18 protein-coding genes are annotated in these 15,131 nt (G+C 59.5%); 10 read left to right on the top strand and 8 right to left on the bottom strand.

Features of this window, described 5'->3' with window-relative positions:
- Nucleotides 1-4: 4 nt before the first annotated feature.
- Both mlaE and mlaF read right to left on the bottom strand, forming a co-directional pair.
- The gene (gene mlaE, locus NOM06_RS06855) at nucleotides 5-784 is read right to left on the bottom strand and encodes a lipid asymmetry maintenance ABC transporter permease subunit MlaE (protein WP_005336345.1); all 780 of its coding nucleotides are present in this window, start codon (nucleotides 782-784) and stop codon (nucleotides 5-7) included.
- Nucleotides 784-1,584, bottom strand: a complete 801-nt coding sequence (gene mlaF, locus NOM06_RS06850) for a phospholipid ABC transporter ATP-binding protein MlaF (protein WP_005336343.1) — start codon at nucleotides 1,582-1,584, stop codon at nucleotides 784-786. The genes mlaE and mlaF overlap by 1 nt, the downstream gene beginning before the upstream one ends.
- A 207-nt stretch (nucleotides 1,585-1,791) precedes the next feature.
- On the opposite strand from mlaF, the gene NOM06_RS06845 reads away from it, so the two are divergent.
- From NOM06_RS06845 to npr, 10 genes are all read left to right on the top strand, one after another.
- Nucleotides 1,792-2,787: a KpsF/GutQ family sugar-phosphate isomerase gene (locus NOM06_RS06845; RefSeq protein WP_058057518.1), complete on the top strand. Its 996-nt coding sequence runs from the start codon at nucleotides 1,792-1,794 to the stop codon at nucleotides 2,785-2,787.
- The gene (kdsC, locus tag NOM06_RS06840) at nucleotides 2,787-3,341 is read left to right on the top strand and encodes a 3-deoxy-manno-octulosonate-8-phosphatase KdsC (RefSeq protein ID WP_255910603.1); all 555 of its coding nucleotides are present in this window, start codon (nucleotides 2,787-2,789) and stop codon (nucleotides 3,339-3,341) included. The genes NOM06_RS06845 and kdsC overlap by 1 nt, the downstream gene beginning before the upstream one ends.
- On the top strand, nucleotides 3,338-3,898 hold the full coding sequence (gene lptC, locus NOM06_RS06835; RefSeq protein WP_005336338.1) for an LPS export ABC transporter periplasmic protein LptC: 561 nt from the start codon (nucleotides 3,338-3,340) through the stop codon (nucleotides 3,896-3,898). Before kdsC ends, lptC begins: the two co-directional genes overlap by 4 nt.
- Nucleotides 3,885-4,412 (top strand): lipopolysaccharide transport periplasmic protein LptA, encoded by a 528-nt coding sequence (gene lptA / locus NOM06_RS06830; RefSeq protein WP_040068817.1) that lies wholly within the window; start codon nucleotides 3,885-3,887, stop codon nucleotides 4,410-4,412. Before lptC ends, lptA begins: the two co-directional genes overlap by 14 nt.
- A gap of 3 nt (nucleotides 4,413-4,415) precedes the next feature.
- A complete protein-coding gene (lptB, locus tag NOM06_RS06825) occupies nucleotides 4,416-5,141 on the top strand; it encodes an LPS export ABC transporter ATP-binding protein (protein ID WP_005336333.1) in 726 nt (241 codons plus the stop codon).
- Between the two features lie 65 nt (nucleotides 5,142-5,206).
- Complete coding sequence (locus tag NOM06_RS06820) at nucleotides 5,207-6,646, top strand: RNA polymerase factor sigma-54 (protein ID WP_005336331.1); 1,440 nt, start codon at nucleotides 5,207-5,209, stop codon at nucleotides 6,644-6,646.
- A 20-nt stretch (nucleotides 6,647-6,666) separates the two neighbouring features.
- Nucleotides 6,667-6,954 carry a ribosome hibernation promoting factor gene (gene hpf, locus NOM06_RS06815; RefSeq protein ID WP_005336323.1) on the top strand — a complete coding sequence of 96 codons (288 nt, stop codon included), beginning with the start codon at nucleotides 6,667-6,669 and terminating at the stop codon, nucleotides 6,952-6,954.
- 2 nt (nucleotides 6,955-6,956) lie between these two features.
- Complete coding sequence (gene ptsN / locus NOM06_RS06810) at nucleotides 6,957-7,403, top strand: PTS IIA-like nitrogen regulatory protein PtsN (protein ID WP_005336322.1); 447 nt, start codon at nucleotides 6,957-6,959, stop codon at nucleotides 7,401-7,403.
- A gap of 45 nt (nucleotides 7,404-7,448) precedes the next feature.
- Nucleotides 7,449-8,315, top strand: coding sequence for an RNase adapter RapZ (gene rapZ, locus NOM06_RS06805; RefSeq protein WP_005336320.1), 867 nt, complete (start codon nucleotides 7,449-7,451; stop codon nucleotides 8,313-8,315).
- 20 nt (nucleotides 8,316-8,335) lie between these two features.
- Nucleotides 8,336-8,608, top strand: coding sequence for a PTS phosphocarrier protein NPr (gene npr, locus NOM06_RS06800; RefSeq protein ID WP_005336318.1), 273 nt, complete (start codon nucleotides 8,336-8,338; stop codon nucleotides 8,606-8,608).
- A 17-nt stretch (nucleotides 8,609-8,625) separates the two neighbouring features.
- Here npr and NOM06_RS06795 read toward each other — a convergent pair whose 3' ends face one another.
- The 6 genes from NOM06_RS06795 to NOM06_RS06770 form a co-directional block, all read right to left on the bottom strand.
- Entirely contained in the window at nucleotides 8,626-10,530 is a 1,905-nt protein-coding gene (locus tag NOM06_RS06795) for a transcription antiterminator (RefSeq protein WP_255910602.1), read from the bottom strand.
- 107 nt (nucleotides 10,531-10,637) lie between these two features.
- Nucleotides 10,638-11,378 (bottom strand): KDGP aldolase family protein, encoded by a 741-nt coding sequence (locus NOM06_RS06790; protein WP_139411572.1) that lies wholly within the window; start codon nucleotides 11,376-11,378, stop codon nucleotides 10,638-10,640.
- Nucleotides 11,378-12,493 carry a DgaE family pyridoxal phosphate-dependent ammonia lyase gene (locus tag NOM06_RS06785; RefSeq protein ID WP_255910601.1) on the bottom strand — a complete coding sequence of 372 codons (1,116 nt, stop codon included), beginning with the start codon at nucleotides 12,491-12,493 and terminating at the stop codon, nucleotides 11,378-11,380. Before NOM06_RS06785 ends, NOM06_RS06790 begins: the two co-directional genes overlap by 1 nt.
- Entirely contained in the window at nucleotides 12,477-13,616 is a 1,140-nt protein-coding gene (locus NOM06_RS06780) for an amidohydrolase/deacetylase family metallohydrolase (RefSeq protein WP_255910600.1), read from the bottom strand. Before NOM06_RS06780 ends, NOM06_RS06785 begins: the two co-directional genes overlap by 17 nt.
- 42 nt (nucleotides 13,617-13,658) lie before the next feature.
- Nucleotides 13,659-14,309 carry a DUF4310 family protein gene (locus NOM06_RS06775; protein ID WP_005355144.1) on the bottom strand — a complete coding sequence of 217 codons (651 nt, stop codon included), beginning with the start codon at nucleotides 14,307-14,309 and terminating at the stop codon, nucleotides 13,659-13,661.
- A gap of 11 nt (nucleotides 14,310-14,320) precedes the next feature.
- Entirely contained in the window at nucleotides 14,321-15,097 is a 777-nt protein-coding gene (locus tag NOM06_RS06770; RefSeq protein ID WP_005341754.1) for a DUF4311 domain-containing protein, read from the bottom strand.
- Nucleotides 15,098-15,131: the final 34 nt, after the last annotated feature.

The raw sequence follows: 15,131 nt of genomic DNA, 5'->3' as shown, positions 1-15,131 counted from the left end.
TACCTTATCCAAACATGACTGCAGTGAGTATAAAATCCAGGCCGAGCACGGCGAGGGATGAGTGGACCACAGTTCGGGTCGTGGCCTGACTGATCCCGGCCGAGGTCGGCTTGGCATCATAGCCGTTAAAGAGCGCAATCCAGGTGACCACCAGGGCGAAAATCAGGCTCTTGATGGCGCCCTGCATGATGTCTTCATGCCAGTCGACGGAGGCCTGCATGGCAGACCAGAAGCCCCCTTCGTCCACGCCGAGCCAGTCCACGCCGACCAGCTTGCCGCCGAAGATACCGATCAGGCTGAACATAAAGGCCAGCAGCGGCATGCTGATGACGCCAGCCCAGAAGCGGGGGGCGACCACCCGGCGCAGCGGGTCGACCGCCATCATTTCGAGGCTTGAAAGCTGCTCGGTGGCCTTCATCAGGCCAATTTCAGCGGTCAGGGCCGAACCGGCACGGCCGGCAAACAGCAGCGCCGTGACCACAGGCCCCAGCTCCCGCAGCAGGGAGAGGGAGACCAGCGGCCCCAGACTCTGCTCGGCGCCGAAATCCTTCAATACGTTGTAACCCTGCAGCGAGAGCACCATGCCGATGAACAGGCCGGAGACCAGAATGATGGCTACCGACTGTACGCCCACCACATACAACTGCTGGACAAGCAGCGGGAAGTGCTTGCGCGGCTCGGGTTTGCCCGCCAGCGCATGGAACAACATGATGGTGGCGCGACCGACGGAGCTGATAAACCGCACTCCGACCCGCCCCAGCTTGCTTATTTGACTTATCAACATCAGAGATCCTGTAGCAGATCGCCTGCCGGAAAATGAAACGGAACAGGACCATCGGGCAATCCTTTGAGGAACTGCTCGACTTCGGGATTGTGCTCCTCGCGCAGCTGATCTGGCGTACCGTGCGCCACCACCTTGCGATTGGCAATGATGTAGGCGTAATCGGCGATGCTCAGCACCTCTTTCACATCGTGGGTGACGATGACGGAGGTGATACCTAGGGCATCGTTCAGCTCCTTGATCAGCTTGACCAGCACCGCCATGGTGATGGGGTCCTGCCCGACGAACGGCTCGTCATACATGATGAGGTCAGGATCGAGCGCAATTGCCCGAGCCAGCGCTGCCCGGCGCGCCATGCCGCCGGAGAGCTCGGAGGGCATCAGTTTCGCTGCGCCGCGCAAGCCCACCGCCTGCAGCTTCATCATGACGATGGTGTGGATCAGCTCCTCCGGCAGGCCGGAGTGCTCCCGCAGCGGGAAGGCTACGTTGTCGTAGACCGTCATGCCGGTAAACAGGGCACCGCTCTGGAACAGCATGCTCATCCGTTTGCGCACTTCATAGAGGCGCGAACGGGAGAGGGTGGGGATATCTTCCCCGTCAAACAGAATGTGACCGGACTCCGGCTTGAGCTGGCCACCGATCAGCCGCAGCAGGGTGGTTTTACCGATGCCGCTCGGGCCCATGACGGCGGTTACCTTGCCACGAGGAATGGTCAGGTTGATCCCGTCATACAACAGCCGATCTCCGTGACTGAAGGTCAGGTCGGAGATGGTGATCAGGTCATTGTTCAAACAATTGTCCATCCGGTGTAAATGAGGTGCGAATTTTATGGGGTAGTCTAGGTCTAAGCAACAGCAAGGAACAACTATTGAACAGGCTGCAAGCCCATTTGCACGACAGTTTTCTGTAACAAAGTGCGTCATTGAGAGCGGGACTTGCCATCCGATTCGCTTATCCGGACAGACTTTTTTATAATCCCGCAGCTAATTTCGGCCCGGAGCTGTGTCTTTATGTCTGTAAAGCCTGAGAAAGTGTCTGAACTGTTCGATTTTCGTCGCAGTGCCCGCGCGGTGCTGGACACAGAAAAGCAAGCCATTGATGGACTCTATCAGTATCTGAACGACGCCTTCGACAAGGCGTGCGAAATGGTGCTGCGCTGCGGTGGCAAGATAGTGGTCACCGGCATGGGCAAATCGGGCCATATCGGCAGCAAGATCGCCGCCACCCTCGCCAGCACCGGCACACCGGCCTTCTTCCTTCACCCGGGAGAAGCGAGTCACGGCGATCTGGGGATGATCTCCAGTGGCGACCTTATCATCGCCATCTCCAACTCCGGTGAGAGCGACGAAATCCTGGCTCTGCTGCCGGTACTCAAGCGCCGCGGCATTCCGCTCATCTGCATGACTGGCAATCCCGCCTCCACCATGGCCAAAGAGGCCAATGTGCACCTGTGCATCAAGGTGGAGAAAGAGGCCTGCCCGCTGGGTCTGGCACCCACTTCCAGTACCACTGCAACCCTGGTGATGGGCGATGCCCTGGCGGTCGCCCTGCTGGAAGCACGCGGTTTTACCGCCGATGACTTCGCCCTCTCTCACCCGGGCGGGTCGCTCGGTAAGCGTCTGTTGCTGCGGGTCGGCGACCTGATGCACAGCGGCGAGCTGTTGCCCCGGGTGGGGATAGATGCCACCATCAGCCAAGCGCTGCTGGAAGTGAGCCGCAAGGGGCTCGGTATGACGGCGGTGGTCGATGGCAATGGCCTGCTGGCAGGGCTCTTTACCGATGGCGACCTGCGCCGCATTCTTGACCAGCAGATCGATATCCATCACACCCCCATCAGCCGTGTGATGACGGCCAACTGTGTTACCGTAGGTCCAGAGATGATGGCTGCAGAAGCCGTCAAGCTGATGGAAACGAGAAAAATCAACGGATTACTGGTCGTGGATGAAGAGAAACGCCCGCTCGGCGCCTTCAACATGCACGACCTGCTGAAAGCCGGAGTAATTTGATGCAAAACGTACCGACCCTCTATGGTCCGGTGACGCGCAGCCAGTTTGAGAAGGCGGCGCAAATCCGCCTGCTGGTGTGCGATGTGGACGGGGTGCTCTCCAACGGCCTCATCTACATGGGAAACAACGGCGAAGAGCTGAAAACCTTCTGTACCCGCGATGGTGCGGGCATGCGAGCGTTGCTCAATGCCGGGATCGAGATCGCCATCATCACCGGGCGCAATTCCCGTATCGTCAGCGATCGGATGAAAAGCCTAGGGGTGGCTCATGTGGTGCAGGGGGCTGATAAAAAGCTGCCTCACTTCGAAGCGCTGCTGGCCAAGCTGGGGCTGACTGCTGAACAGGCCGCCTATATGGGCGATGACACCATCGATCTGCCGGTGATGGTCGCTTGCGGCCTGGGTATCGCGGTGGCCGATGCCCATCCGCTGGTGCTGAGTCGTGCCGATATGGTGACCCGGCTTGGCGGTGGCATGGGCGCGGTGCGCGAGGTGTGTGACCTCATTTTGCAGGCGCAGGGCCACGGCGATTATCAGCCCGAGGCCTCGGTATGAGCAGACAGACCCTGTTGTTTGCCCTGCTGTTTCTGGTCGCGCTGGTTGCCTGGCAGTTGGGCAAGGTTGAGCTGGTGCCTGAGAGCGCCGTCAAAATCGAAAACTATCAGCCGGATTTTGTCGCCAAAGATCTGGTGACCACCCGTTTTGATATCAACGGCAAGCGCACCGAGCGGCTGGAGTCGACCTACGCCGAGTATTATCAAATCCTCGAGCAGGCCACCTTCGACAAGCCGGTGGTCTACATGTATGACGATCAGGGTGCCGCAGAGTGGAAGGTGACCGCTGAAACCGGCGTGCTCAACACCGGCGACAACGTCATCCTGCGGGACAAGGTGCATCTGGATGGTCTGCTACCTACCTCTTTCATCTCCACACTGGATACCCCCTATCTGGAGCTGGATCTGGTGACACAGGATGTGCGCAGCAACCGGGAAGTGAACATTCTGGGTCGGGATTTCCAGACCCAAGGAGTTGGCCTCAAGGGCCATCTGGACCGCAAATATTTTGAGTTACTGGATCAAGGCCATGCCATCTATTTCAATGAAAAACGCTAATCTGGCCCTCGCAGCCCTGTTGTTGTGTGGTGCGGTGACCGCCAAAGAGTCCGACTTTGCCGAGAAGGTCTACGTCGATGCCGTCAAACAGGTGGCTGAGATGCAGGACAACCGCATCACCTTCGAAGAGGATGTGACCATCAATCAGGGCACCATCCGGATCAAGGCTGACAAGGTGGTAGTGACCCGCTCCGGCGAGAAAGGGGCCGAGGTGATGACTGCCTACGGCAAGCCCGCCACCTTCTTCCAGATCCTGGATAACGGCAAGCCGGTCAATGCCCACGGCAATACCATCCGCTACGAGCTGAAGAATCGGCTGGTGACCATCACCGGCAACGGTCAGCTCAAGCAGGAAGATAGCCAGGTCAATGGTGATCTGATCCGCTACGACATCGTCAAACAGAAGATGATTGCCGAGAGCAAGAGCCCGAGCCAGCGGGTCAAAACCGTGTTCCTGCCGGATCAGGTAGAGAATTTCGACAAGCCCGCCGACCAGAAGAAGCAGGGAAAATAAGCCATGGCAGTGTTAAAAGCAGTGGGCCTGCAGAAGAGCTACAAGCGCCGCATGGTGGTGAGTGACGTCAGTCTTGAAGTGGGCACCGGCCAGATTGTCGGCCTGCTCGGCCCCAACGGGGCGGGCAAGACCACCTCCTTCTACATGATCGTGGGGCTGGTGCAGCGCGATGCCGGTCTCATCACCATCGACGATCAGGACATCAGCTTGCAGCCCATGCATGTGCGGGCGCGTAACGGCATCGGTTACCTGCCGCAGGAGGCCTCCATCTTCCGTCGCCTGTCGGTGTTCGACAACCTGATGGGCGTGATGCAGACCCGCAAGGGGTTGAGCCGTGAGGAGCGTGAGGACAAGGTTCAGCAACTGCTGGAAGAGTTCAACATCACCCACATTCGCGACAACCTGGGTCAGAGCCTCTCCGGCGGTGAGCGCCGTCGGGTCGAGATCGCCCGTGCGCTGGCGGCCGAGCCGCGTTTTATTCTGCTGGATGAACCCTTTGCAGGGGTTGACCCGATTTCTGTGATAGACATCAAGAAGATCATTCAGCATCTGAAAGATAGAGGCCTTGGCGTCTTGATTACCGACCACAACGTCAGAGAGACTCTGGACGTATGTGAGAAGGCCTATATCGTCAGCCACGGCAAGATGATTGCCGAAGGTGCACCGGCTGACATCCTTGCCGATGAGCAGGTCAAGCGCGTCTATTTGGGCGATCAATTCAGTCTATAGTAAGGGGGCATGCCTTCATTTCCTTTGACGAGTGCCTCGCTGAACATAAGGATATCCCGACGTAGATGAAGCCGACATTACAGTTGCGTCTCGGTCAGTCCCTGACCATGACGCCGCAATTACAACAAGCGATTCGTCTGCTCCAGCTCTCCACTCTGGAACTTCAGCAGGAAATTCAGCAAGCGCTCGAAAACAACCCTCTGCTGGAGCAGGAAGAGAGCGAGGCGCAAGAGACCAGTCCGGAAGCGCCGGTCGATGCCAGCCAGCTGGATTCCAGCGATGCCATGGCTCAGGAGCAGATGCCGGACGAGTTGCCGGTGGATACCACCTGGGACGAGGTTTACTCTGCCGGCACCGCCCAGAGCGCGGGCCCCATCCACGATGGGGAAGATAGCGTCTATCAGGGTGAAACCACCGAAAACCTGCAGGATTATCTGCTGTGGCAGATGCGGCTCACACCGTTCAGCGATGTGGATGCCGCCATCGCGCTTGCCATCATCGATGCCATCGACGAATCCGGTTATCTGACCGTTGCGCTGGAGGATATCCAGGCTGCCGTTACCAGCGATGACGTAGAGGTGGAACTCGATGAGGTCGAGGCGGTACTCAAGCGGGTGCAGCACTTCGATCCGGTCGGCATTGCTGCCCGTTCTGTGCAGGAGTGTTTGCTGATCCAGCTGGATCAGTATGACCCGCAGACCCCCTGGCTTAACGAGGCCAAGGAGGTGATCCTCGAGCACATGGAGCTGCTCGGCAACCGGGATTACCGCACCTTAGCACGCAAGACCAAACTCAAGGAGAGTGACCTCAAGGAGGTGCTGGATCTGATCCAGCTGCTGGAGCCGCGCCCCGGCAACGGCATCATCCAGAGCGACTCCCAGTACGTGATCCCCGACGTCTCCGTGGTCAAGAAGGGCAGCAAGTGGGTGGTCGAGCTCAATCCCGACTCTGCCCCCCGCATCCGGGTAAACGAGACCTATGCCGCCATGGCCCGCAACGCCCGCAGCAGCACCGACACCCAGTTTATCCGCTCCCATTTGCAGGAAGCCAAGTGGTTCATCAAGAGCCTGGAAAGTCGCAATGACACCCTGCTGAAAGTGGCCAGTTGCATTGTCGAGCAGCAACAGGGCTTTTTCGAGTATGGTGAAGAGGCGATGAAGCCGATGGTGCTCAATGACATCGCCGAAGCGGTGGAGATGCATGAGTCGACCATCTCCCGGGTGACGACCCAGAAGTACATGCATACCCCCCGTGGTATCTTCGAATTGAAGTTTTTTTTCTCCAGCCATGTGAACACCGAAGGAGGAGGAGAGTGCTCATCGACCGCAATTCGCGCGCTCATCAAGAAGCTGGTCACGGCAGAGAATCCTGCCAAGCCGTTAAGTGATAGCAAGATCGCGGATTTGCTGGCCGAACAGGGTATTATGGTGGCGAGACGCACGATCGCTAAGTATCGCGAATCCTTGTTTATCCCACCTTCCAATCAGCGCAAACGCCTGGTTTAGGCAAACAAAAGGATGATGTTATGCAAATTAACCTGACCGGACACCATGTCGAGATCACCGAAGCTCTGCGTGATTATGTGAATAACAAATTTGCCAAACTCGAGCGTCACTTCGACCACATCAACAATGTTCATGTGGTGCTTAGCGTGGAAAAACTGAACCAGATAGCGGAAGCCAAATTGCACGTCAGCGGGGGCGAAGTGTTTGCCAACTCTGAACATGCCGATATGTATGCTGCGATAGACACCTTGCTCGACAAGCTGGACAGGCAGATCATCAAGCACAAAGATAAGTTAAATAAAAAATAACCATGCAACTTGAACACATACTGAGTCGGGACTGCACCAAGAGTGCAGTCCCTTGTACCAGCAAGAAACGCGCCCTCGAAATCATCAGCGAGCTGGCCGCCGAACGCCTTGGCACCTCCCGTCAGGCACTGTTCGAATGCTTGCTGGCCCGCGAAAAAATGGGTAGTACCGGGATCGGTGCCGGTATTGCGATCCCCCACGGTCGCATTGACGATGAATTCCCGCCAACTGCGATCCTGATGACCTTTGCCGACCCTATTCCTTTCGATTCCATCGACAATCAACCGGTTGACCTGCTGTTTGCCTTGCTGGTGCCGGAAAGCGAGTGCAAGCAGCATCTCAAGACCCTTTCTCTGATGGCTTCCAAGCTGGGTGACAAGGCGGTTTGCCGCCAGTTGCGTCAGGCAACCAGCGACGAAGAGCTCTATCAGATCATGACCTCGGCCTGACAGCAGGCCAAGGATGAGACACCCGTTTTGGCGTGAGGGAACAAGATGCAGTTAATCGTGGTAAGTGGACGTTCGGGCTCCGGTAAAACGGTAGCCCTGCGAGTGCTGGAAGATCTGGGTTACTACTGTGTGGACAACCTGCCGGTCAATCTGCTGCCCCAGCTGATTGTGTCGGTGGAGAGCCAGTATGACAAGCTGGCGGTCAGTATCGATGTGCGCAACCTGCCGAGCGATCCGGAGAAACTGGAAAATCTGCTGGCTCAGGTGCGCAATGAGGGGCGGGTAGAGTTCTCCAGCTTTTTCTTCGATGCCGACAACGGCACCCTGCTCAAGCGCTATGGCGAGAGCCGCCGCCTGCACCCCCTCTCACGCAACAAGCTGTCGCTGGATGAGGCGATTCGGGAGGAGACCCACCTGCTGGCGCCCATCTCCTCGACCGCTGACCTGCGCATCGACACCACCACCCTCAGCATTCACGACCTGAGCGAGCTCATCAAGACCAGGGTACTCGGCAAGAAAGAGAACGAGCTGGTGCTGGTGTTCGAGTCGTTCGGCTTCAAGTACGGCATTCCCAAGGATGCCGACTTCGTGTTCGATGCTCGCTTCCTGCCCAATCCGCACTGGATCCCCGAGCTCAAGCCGTTCACTGGCAAGGATGAGCCGGTCGCCAACTACCTCTCGGCGCAGGCTGACGTGATGCTGTTTACCCAGCAGATCGAGAACATGCTGGCGACCTGGTTGCCTCATCTGGAGCGCAACAATCGCAGCTACCTCACGGTCGGCATCGGTTGCACCGGCGGTCAGCACCGCTCGGTCTTTATTGCAGAACGGCTGGCCAGTGCATTCCGTTTGCTTGGCAAGAACGTGCAGATCCGCCACCGCACTCTCGACAAGAGTGCCCCCCAATCCTGACGGACCAATAGGACGACCCGATGACTGTTTCCGCCTCGGTTGAAGTGAAAAACAAGCTGGGTATTCATGCCAGACCAGCCATGATGCTGTTCGAGCTGGTGCAGGGTTTCGATGCCCACGTGCTGCTGCGCAATGAAGATGGTGTGGAGGCCGATGCTGACAGCATCATCGGCCTGCTGATGCTGGATTCCGCGCAAGGGCGGCAGGTGGAAGTACAGGTTGAGGGCCCCGAAGAGGTCGAGGCCCTGGCAGCCGTGGTGGAGCTGTTCACCTCCGGCTTCAATGAGGAGTAGTCACTCCTCGTTTTATGTTATGAACCGGTACGCGCCAGCGTTTTGAAGCTGGCAAAATCGCGACAAGCCAGCAGATTCCTGCTGGCTTTTTCGTTCATCAGTGCCAGAAACAGGTCGTAGAGACCCATCGCCTCCTCGTAGTCGGCCTTGCTGATGGCCAGCACGAAGATGAGCGTCGCGATTTCTCCGTTGCCCCAGTCGATCCCCTGCGGGGCCAGTACGGTGTACACCAGAGTGCGGCGCGCCAGCAGACCGAGAGAGTGGGGCAGGGCGATCCCTTCTCCCAGCATGGTGGAGACGATCCGCTCCCGCTCCTGCAGTGAGGCTCTGAAGCCGCTTTCCACCAGATCTTCCGCCTCCAGCTGCTCACAGATACGGGCAAACAGTTCGGCCTGGGTAAGGGGTTCTTTGACCACCATGAAGTGGTCGGCATCGAAATATTTGTCGAGCATGTAGGGGCGGGTGCGGTCGATCAGCACCAGCTTGCCAAGCTGCTCCAGTTGGTATTGGGTCGGGAAGGGGGCAACGAGTACCACGGGGGCGTTTTTTTCGTTCACCTTGACGGTACTGATGACAAAGTCCTGCGCGATCTGCGCCAGTCCTTCGTAATCCCGCACCGATTCAAGCGTGGTTAGCTGCAACTGGGGATACTCCCGCTTGATACGTGCTTCCAGCACCCGGAAGGTGGCGTTGCCCGCATCGCAAAGCAATAGCGCCTGCGGGCGGCGGGTATAGCCGATATCGTAATGGCGCTCCAGACCGACCCCGATATGGATCACCAGATAGCCGATCTCGTGGTGGGTCAGTCGGTAGGGGGTCTGCTTGATCCACTCCGAGATGGCTGCCAACGTGATGTCGTAGGCGAGGGGGTAGTACTGCTTGATGTGATCGGCCAGCGGGTTGTGGTTGCCAATCTGGTATTTGACCCGCAGCAGCATGGCGCTGATATGGGTTTGCAGGTCGGCCCGCAGCTGTTGGTCGCCTCGCAGGTCGTAAGGGTAGTGTTGATGAATGTAGGCCAGCAGATGCTCCACCAGCTGTTCGCTCTCGGCGGCCATTGCCGGGCTGAGCTGGGGAGTATCGGCAATCAGGCGCGCCTGGATCTGGATGGCGAGCCCGGCGATCTCGTCCTCTACGGGGGGCGTCAGGGTTGGCAATACCGCATATATATCGCGAGATACTGCCAGCAGCGGCAGAGTCAGATCTTCGCTGGCGAAGTGGCGCAACTCGTGACCGGATGCCTGACGAAGCAGGGCAACGGCGCAGTAGATGGCGAGCTGCTGCAGGCTCTCGTCAGCGAGACGCAGCTGATGTCGGGCAAGCTGGGCATGGATATGATTGCCCACTACCTCCATCGTCTTGCTGGGGCAAAGGTTGGGCAACAGGGTTTGCAACTGGTTGTTGTGCAGCAACTCCTGATAGAGCAGCTGGGTCAAACAGGCACGGATCGCCGTCTCCTCCCCCTGAATGCGCATCCCCAGGCGGGGTTTGCTCTCAACGCTGAGCCTGAAGTGGCTGAGTTGCTCACGGACTTCCGCCATATCCCCCTGCAGTGCCGCCCGGCTCAGATACCAGGTATCAGCCAGCTCATCGAGCTTGATCCCCTGCTCTGCCGTCAATAGCAGGATCTGCAGGTGCAGCACCCGCTCCCGGCTGGTGCGTGGTAGGCCGCTATCCTGACCCTGGGCCGCCAGCAGAGCGTCAAACAGTCCCTGATTGTAGATTTTCAGCTGGTAGCCGCTGCCACGCTGGTGGATCAGGTGAGCGCCGTGCGTGGCAATCAGTTCATTGAGGGTCGCCACATCGGTGCGCACCGTTCGGGAAGAGACATTGAGGCGACGAGCCAGCTCCTCCTGTGGCAGTGGTTCGGCATGGAGCTGGATCAGCAGTTGATGGAGCCTGGGGTGTGGCAGCTTGATCATAGGGGGTATGCAAGACTCCTGTTGCGAGATAAAGGGTCGATGTTAACAAGTGGGTCATCAACAAGCCAGGCACCGGTCAGTGATTAAACCGGCGCCCGTGACTGCCATCAGGCCAACAGTCGTTTCACTATGGCCAGCAGAGTCCGCACATCCTCGGGGCGAGTGTGCCCGCTCGCGCTGTCGATGATGGAGCTGTAGACGTGAGGGATAACCTTCTCGACTCCGGCGTCCAGCGCAATCCGCACTATCTCCTCGAAGTTCTCCAGATCGATGCCGCCGGTGGGCTCCAGCCAGAAGCCATGGCGAGCACAAGCCTCGGCCACTGCCTGATACTCGTCGCGGCAGGCCAGCCCGCCCATGGGGAAGAATTTGACCGAGCTGCCGCCCATATCCTTGAGCAGGGCGATGGCGGTATCGATGGGGACAATCCCGTCCGGCTGTCCGGCGCTGAGCGGGCCGGTGGAGATCTTCACCATGCCCGGCATGCCGGTGGGGGAGATCAGGCCGTTGACCAGAGTCTCTGACTGGCCGAGCAGCGCCCTACTGGCGCCAACGCCAGTGAACACCTGATTGACGTGCTGGGGCTGCAGCTGGCAGGCCAGTTCGGCCACCATGGCGGATTGGCGTGGATCGCCGGCGCCCAGTCCGATGGAGAGGGCGTTATCGATCAGCTTGGCGTACTCCTTCATATCAGCAACTGCGGAGGGAATATCCGGGTAGTTTTTGGAGAGCACACCGACCAGCACGTGGCCTTCGGCTGCGTCGTACACCTCGACGGCATTCTCTTTGGAACCTGCCAGCACGTTGAGACAGACCCGATCACGGTAGTAGTTGGGGGTAAGGGACATCAGCGATTCTCCTGAACGAGGTTGGCAATGGCGGAGTGGATTTGGTCGAGCTGGGGCACGGTGACGCTGCGCACATCGATCTCGATATGCCCCTCGTTGGCCTTGTAGCCACGACAGTAGATGGCTGGCGTGCCCTGCTGCAGATGGGTGACAACCTGCACTGTGGTCATGCCGATCTGCTGGTGGTCGAAGGCGATATCGGTGCGGGCGATGTCGCGCCCGGCGCTGTCCCACACCACCTTGGCGGTGACGCCGGGCAGCTGGTTGAGACGTTCGATGAAGGGGGTCATCTTGGCGACCATGGCGGCGCCGCTCTCCTTCTCTTTGGCCAGGTAGCGCTCGATGGCATGGGTGAGGCCGAGGATCCCCTCCTTGCCCACCTTCATGGCACGACCGATACCATTGGCCTGCTGTTTGACCCACTCCACGTACTGACGCTTGCCGAGCACCAGCCCGCTGGTGGGCCCTTCAATGGCCTTGGCGCCGCTGTAGATGACCAAGTCAGCACCCTGGTTGTAGTAGAGGCGCAGATCCTCTTCGGCAGCCGCATCGACGATGAGCGGGAGCCCGTGGGTCTTGGCGACCTCGGCGGCCTCTGCCACCGACAGAATGCTCTTCTGCACGCAGTGATGGGATTTGATGTAGAGGATGGCTGCTGTGTTGGCATTGATGGCTGCTGCCAGCTGGGAAGGGGAGCACTCGTTGGCGTAACCGGCTTCCACTACTTTGCCGCCACCCAGATTGACCATGGTACCGACCGGGGCGCCGAAGTTGACGTTATGCCCCTTGGGCAGCACGATTTCACTCGGCACCTCATGGGGGTGGGTATGCAGGTGCTCGAGGCGATAGGGATCGCCGCGTACTATCATGGCGGCGACTGACTGGGCGATGCCGGCGCTGGCACAGGAGACCACCACCGCATCTTCCACATCCAGTAAACCAGCCAGATAGGTGCCGGTCTTGTTGACCAGATCCTTGACCTCGAAGTAGTGGCCCAGGCCAAAATTGACCGCATCGATCACCTCCTGCTCGGGGGTGGAGACGCCGAGAATGGTCATGCGCCCGGAGGCGTTGATCACCGGTTTGAGCTGATATTTCTCATAAACAGAAGGCATGGTGTGATTTCCCATAGTGAGTCAGAACCAGTTCGCCACCGACCAGGACGGCGAGAGGCTGCAGTTGTTGGTCACCGCTGCGGGACTGGGCTTCGGTATCCATAAACAGGGTCGGGCCGCTGGCGACCTCGAACAGGGTCAGATCGGCATCGGCGCCCACCTCAAGCCGCCCCTTGCCGGAAAGGCGCAGGGCATCGGCGGCCTGATGGGTGACGCAGGCGAGCACTTGCTCCAGCGTCATGCCGATGGCGAGAAACTTCGACATCACGTGAGCCAGACTGTAGACCGGCCCCTTGATGCGGTTCTTGCAGTAGATGTCGGAGCTGATGGTGCGGGGCAGGATCCCCTGTCGGATAGCCAGCTCCGCCACCTCGAAGCTGAAGCTGGCGCCGCCGTGGCCGATGTCGAGCAAGAGACCCCGCTGCATCGCCTCGCGCACCGCCTGACGCAGCTCGCCAGCCGGGGTCAGGATGCGGTTGGGCTTGCCGTTGAAGCAGTGGGTCAGCAGATCGCCATCCCCCAGCAGAGCGACTATCTCGTCCAGATCCGGCGGCGTGTTGCCCACGTGTACCATCAGCGGCAGCCGACCGTGGGCCTGTTGCAGTACCTTGGCCATGCGCAGCGGCTGCAGGCCGTTCTCACCCACCACGCTGCCGCTCATCCGCGCCTTGATGCCGACAATAAAATCGGGGTGGCGGCGAATGGCCGCCGAGGCGAGATCCATGTCCAGATCCCGGCTGTCGGCCAGCTCGTTCTGGCGCAGCAGGCCGATGCGGGAGATGTTGAGCAGGGCGTGCACCCGGGTCTTGCAGCCGGCGGCGAGACGCTGGAAGTCATCCACGTCGTCGGCCCCTGTACTGCCGGCGTCGATGACGGTGGTGACGCCGGACTCTACGCCCACCTTGTCCGGCTCATCGTGATAGATGGGGGAGGCGGGGTAGCAGTGGGTGTGGCCATCGATCCAGCCAGCGCTCACATGCACCCGGCCGCCGAGCTCCAGGAGCTGCCGCGCCGTTGCCATCCCCGGCAGGGAGCCGATGGCTGCGATTTTGCCCTCCCTGATGGCGATATCGACGAGCTGGCCATCTCCCAGCCGCCCCGCTCTGATGATGATGTCGTACATGCTGATAACCTCTGGCGAGCCGCCCTGCTGGGCGGCTGGTACTTACACAAGGGCGACCGGGAAGAAGGTGCCGAGCAGCATGGCTCCCAGAATGGCACCGCCGGTGATGGGCTTGCCCCACACGTAGAACAGCAGCGCACCCAGCAGGGAACCGATACCGATGGGGATGGAGGCACCCATGGCGGAGAGGATGATGAGGGGGCCGAGGAAGCGGCCAGAGCTGTTGCCAGCACCCATCATCACGTCAGCACCATAAGTGGAGTTGCTCTGGTTGATGGTGAACTTGCGCGCCAGAATGATGACGTAGCCGATGGCCAGACCAATCCCCATGCCTGTTGCCAGCGAGGCACCGAAGTTCTCCACCGGATAGACGATGCCGGCCCCCAACAGCAGGGCGGGAACGCCCAGTCCGACCCCGGTCTGGATGGCACCGCCGATATCCAAGATCCCCACCAGGGATCCCTCGATGATGCGGGCGAACAGGAAGCTGGCACCGAACGCGGCTACCGCGCCGTAGGCACCCGTGTCCATTCCGGCTTTCAGCATGGCGACGAAGGCTACCTCGTTGAAGGCACCGACCCCGTACAGATAGAACATGTGGGTACCGGCAAAGACCCCGGCCGAGAGCAGGCCGACGAAGATGGGGAATGACCAGTCGGCATACCAGAAGTTGTTTTTCAATTTCTCATCCATGGTGTGGCCCCTTATTTGCCGCTCAGCAGGTTATGGACGTTTTCCAGCCACAGGGGGACACCCATATGGAAGGATTCAATCAGTTTCATGTCGAAGCCGCGGAAGAAGCCGCTCAGCACAAACAGCAGGACGATGGCCGCCATCATCACCTTGGTGACGTGGTTCCAGCCGCTCTCTTCCACGCCCTTGCCGATCAGGATGCCGAGCACCAGACCCGGTACCGCGTTGCCCATGATGAGCTGGGCCAGACCGCCGAAGATGGTTGCCCAGAAACCGGATTTTTTGCCCGCCTCAATGGCTGCGAGCCAGAAGATCACCGGCATGACGGTGTTGACCAGCAGGTTGGCAGCCGGTACCAGCACCTTGACCGCAGTGACCTGCAGGGCGGCCGGGACGGCAGCTGCCGTGCTGTTGAGGAAGGCGACCACGATGGCGCCTATGATGCCGCCGGCGATGGCCATCTTTTTCGGGTCGTGCAGTGTGGTGGCGAGATCCCGATTTTTGAACAGCAGTGCTGCCGTGGCCCAGTGCGGGATGATGCGGTGATCCACATCCTGAGTGAAGGCGCCTGCCGCCACGGTGGAGGCCCAGGCGTTGAAGAAGAAGCCGAGACCAAACGAGAAGTGGGAAGCGGGATCCCCTTCGCAGGAGTTGAGTTCGCCCAGGGTGCGGAAGGCGCCCATGCCCTGCACGGTCGGGGCGTGGAACATCCGCGCCGCGCCGGCCCCCACCCCGACGCCAACCAGGCCGCCAATGATGAGTGACTTGATAAAAATGATTAGAAACATCCAACGTATCCTTCTTGTGGGGTTGTGCCTGCGC

The organism is Aeromonas sp. JL9 (assembly GCF_024436075.1).
GTDB lineage: Bacteria > Pseudomonadota > Gammaproteobacteria > Enterobacterales > Aeromonadaceae > Aeromonas > Aeromonas veronii.
Note: the sequence above shows the minus strand (reverse complement) of the source record. Positions and strands in the feature narration are given on the sequence as shown.

What these genes read in the sequence shown, in the direction of transcription:
- hpf (WP_005336323.1), top strand. Translation starts at nt 6,667, where the DNA reads ATGCAAATTAACCTGACCGGACACCATGTCGAGATCACCGAAGCTCTG.
- npr (WP_005336318.1), top strand. Translation starts at nt 8,336, where the DNA reads ATGACTGTTTCCGCCTCGGTTGAAGTGAAAAACAAGCTGGGTATTCAT.
- lptC (WP_005336338.1), top strand. Translation starts at nt 3,338, where the DNA reads ATGAGCAGACAGACCCTGTTGTTTGCCCTGCTGTTTCTGGTCGCGCTG.
- lptA (WP_040068817.1), top strand. Translation starts at nt 3,885, where the DNA reads ATGAAAAACGCTAATCTGGCCCTCGCAGCCCTGTTGTTGTGTGGTGCG.
- NOM06_RS06820 (WP_005336331.1), top strand. Translation starts at nt 5,207, where the DNA reads ATGAAGCCGACATTACAGTTGCGTCTCGGTCAGTCCCTGACCATGACG.
- NOM06_RS06795 (WP_255910602.1), bottom strand. Translation starts at nt 10,530, where the DNA reads ATGATCAAGCTGCCACACCCCAGGCTCCATCAACTGCTGATCCAGCTC.
- NOM06_RS06775 (WP_005355144.1), bottom strand. Translation starts at nt 14,309, where the DNA reads ATGGATGAGAAATTGAAAAACAACTTCTGGTATGCCGACTGGTCATTC.
- lptB (WP_005336333.1), top strand. Translation starts at nt 4,416, where the DNA reads ATGGCAGTGTTAAAAGCAGTGGGCCTGCAGAAGAGCTACAAGCGCCGC.
- NOM06_RS06785 (WP_255910601.1), bottom strand. Translation starts at nt 12,493, where the DNA reads ATGCCTTCTGTTTATGAGAAATATCAGCTCAAACCGGTGATCAACGCC.
- ptsN (WP_005336322.1), top strand. Translation starts at nt 6,957, where the DNA reads ATGCAACTTGAACACATACTGAGTCGGGACTGCACCAAGAGTGCAGTC.
- kdsC (WP_255910603.1), top strand. Translation starts at nt 2,787, where the DNA reads ATGCAAAACGTACCGACCCTCTATGGTCCGGTGACGCGCAGCCAGTTT.
- NOM06_RS06845 (WP_058057518.1), top strand. Translation starts at nt 1,792, where the DNA reads ATGTCTGTAAAGCCTGAGAAAGTGTCTGAACTGTTCGATTTTCGTCGC.
- NOM06_RS06780 (WP_255910600.1), bottom strand. Translation starts at nt 13,616, where the DNA reads ATGTACGACATCATCATCAGAGCGGGGCGGCTGGGAGATGGCCAGCTC.
- NOM06_RS06790 (WP_139411572.1), bottom strand. Translation starts at nt 11,378, where the DNA reads ATGTCCCTTACCCCCAACTACTACCGTGATCGGGTCTGTCTCAACGTG.
- rapZ (WP_005336320.1), top strand. Translation starts at nt 7,449, where the DNA reads ATGCAGTTAATCGTGGTAAGTGGACGTTCGGGCTCCGGTAAAACGGTA.
- mlaF (WP_005336343.1), bottom strand. Translation starts at nt 1,584, where the DNA reads ATGGACAATTGTTTGAACAATGACCTGATCACCATCTCCGACCTGACC.
- mlaE (WP_005336345.1), bottom strand. Translation starts at nt 784, where the DNA reads ATGTTGATAAGTCAAATAAGCAAGCTGGGGCGGGTCGGAGTGCGGTTT.
- NOM06_RS06770 (WP_005341754.1), bottom strand. Translation starts at nt 15,097, where the DNA reads ATGTTTCTAATCATTTTTATCAAGTCACTCATCATTGGCGGCCTGGTT.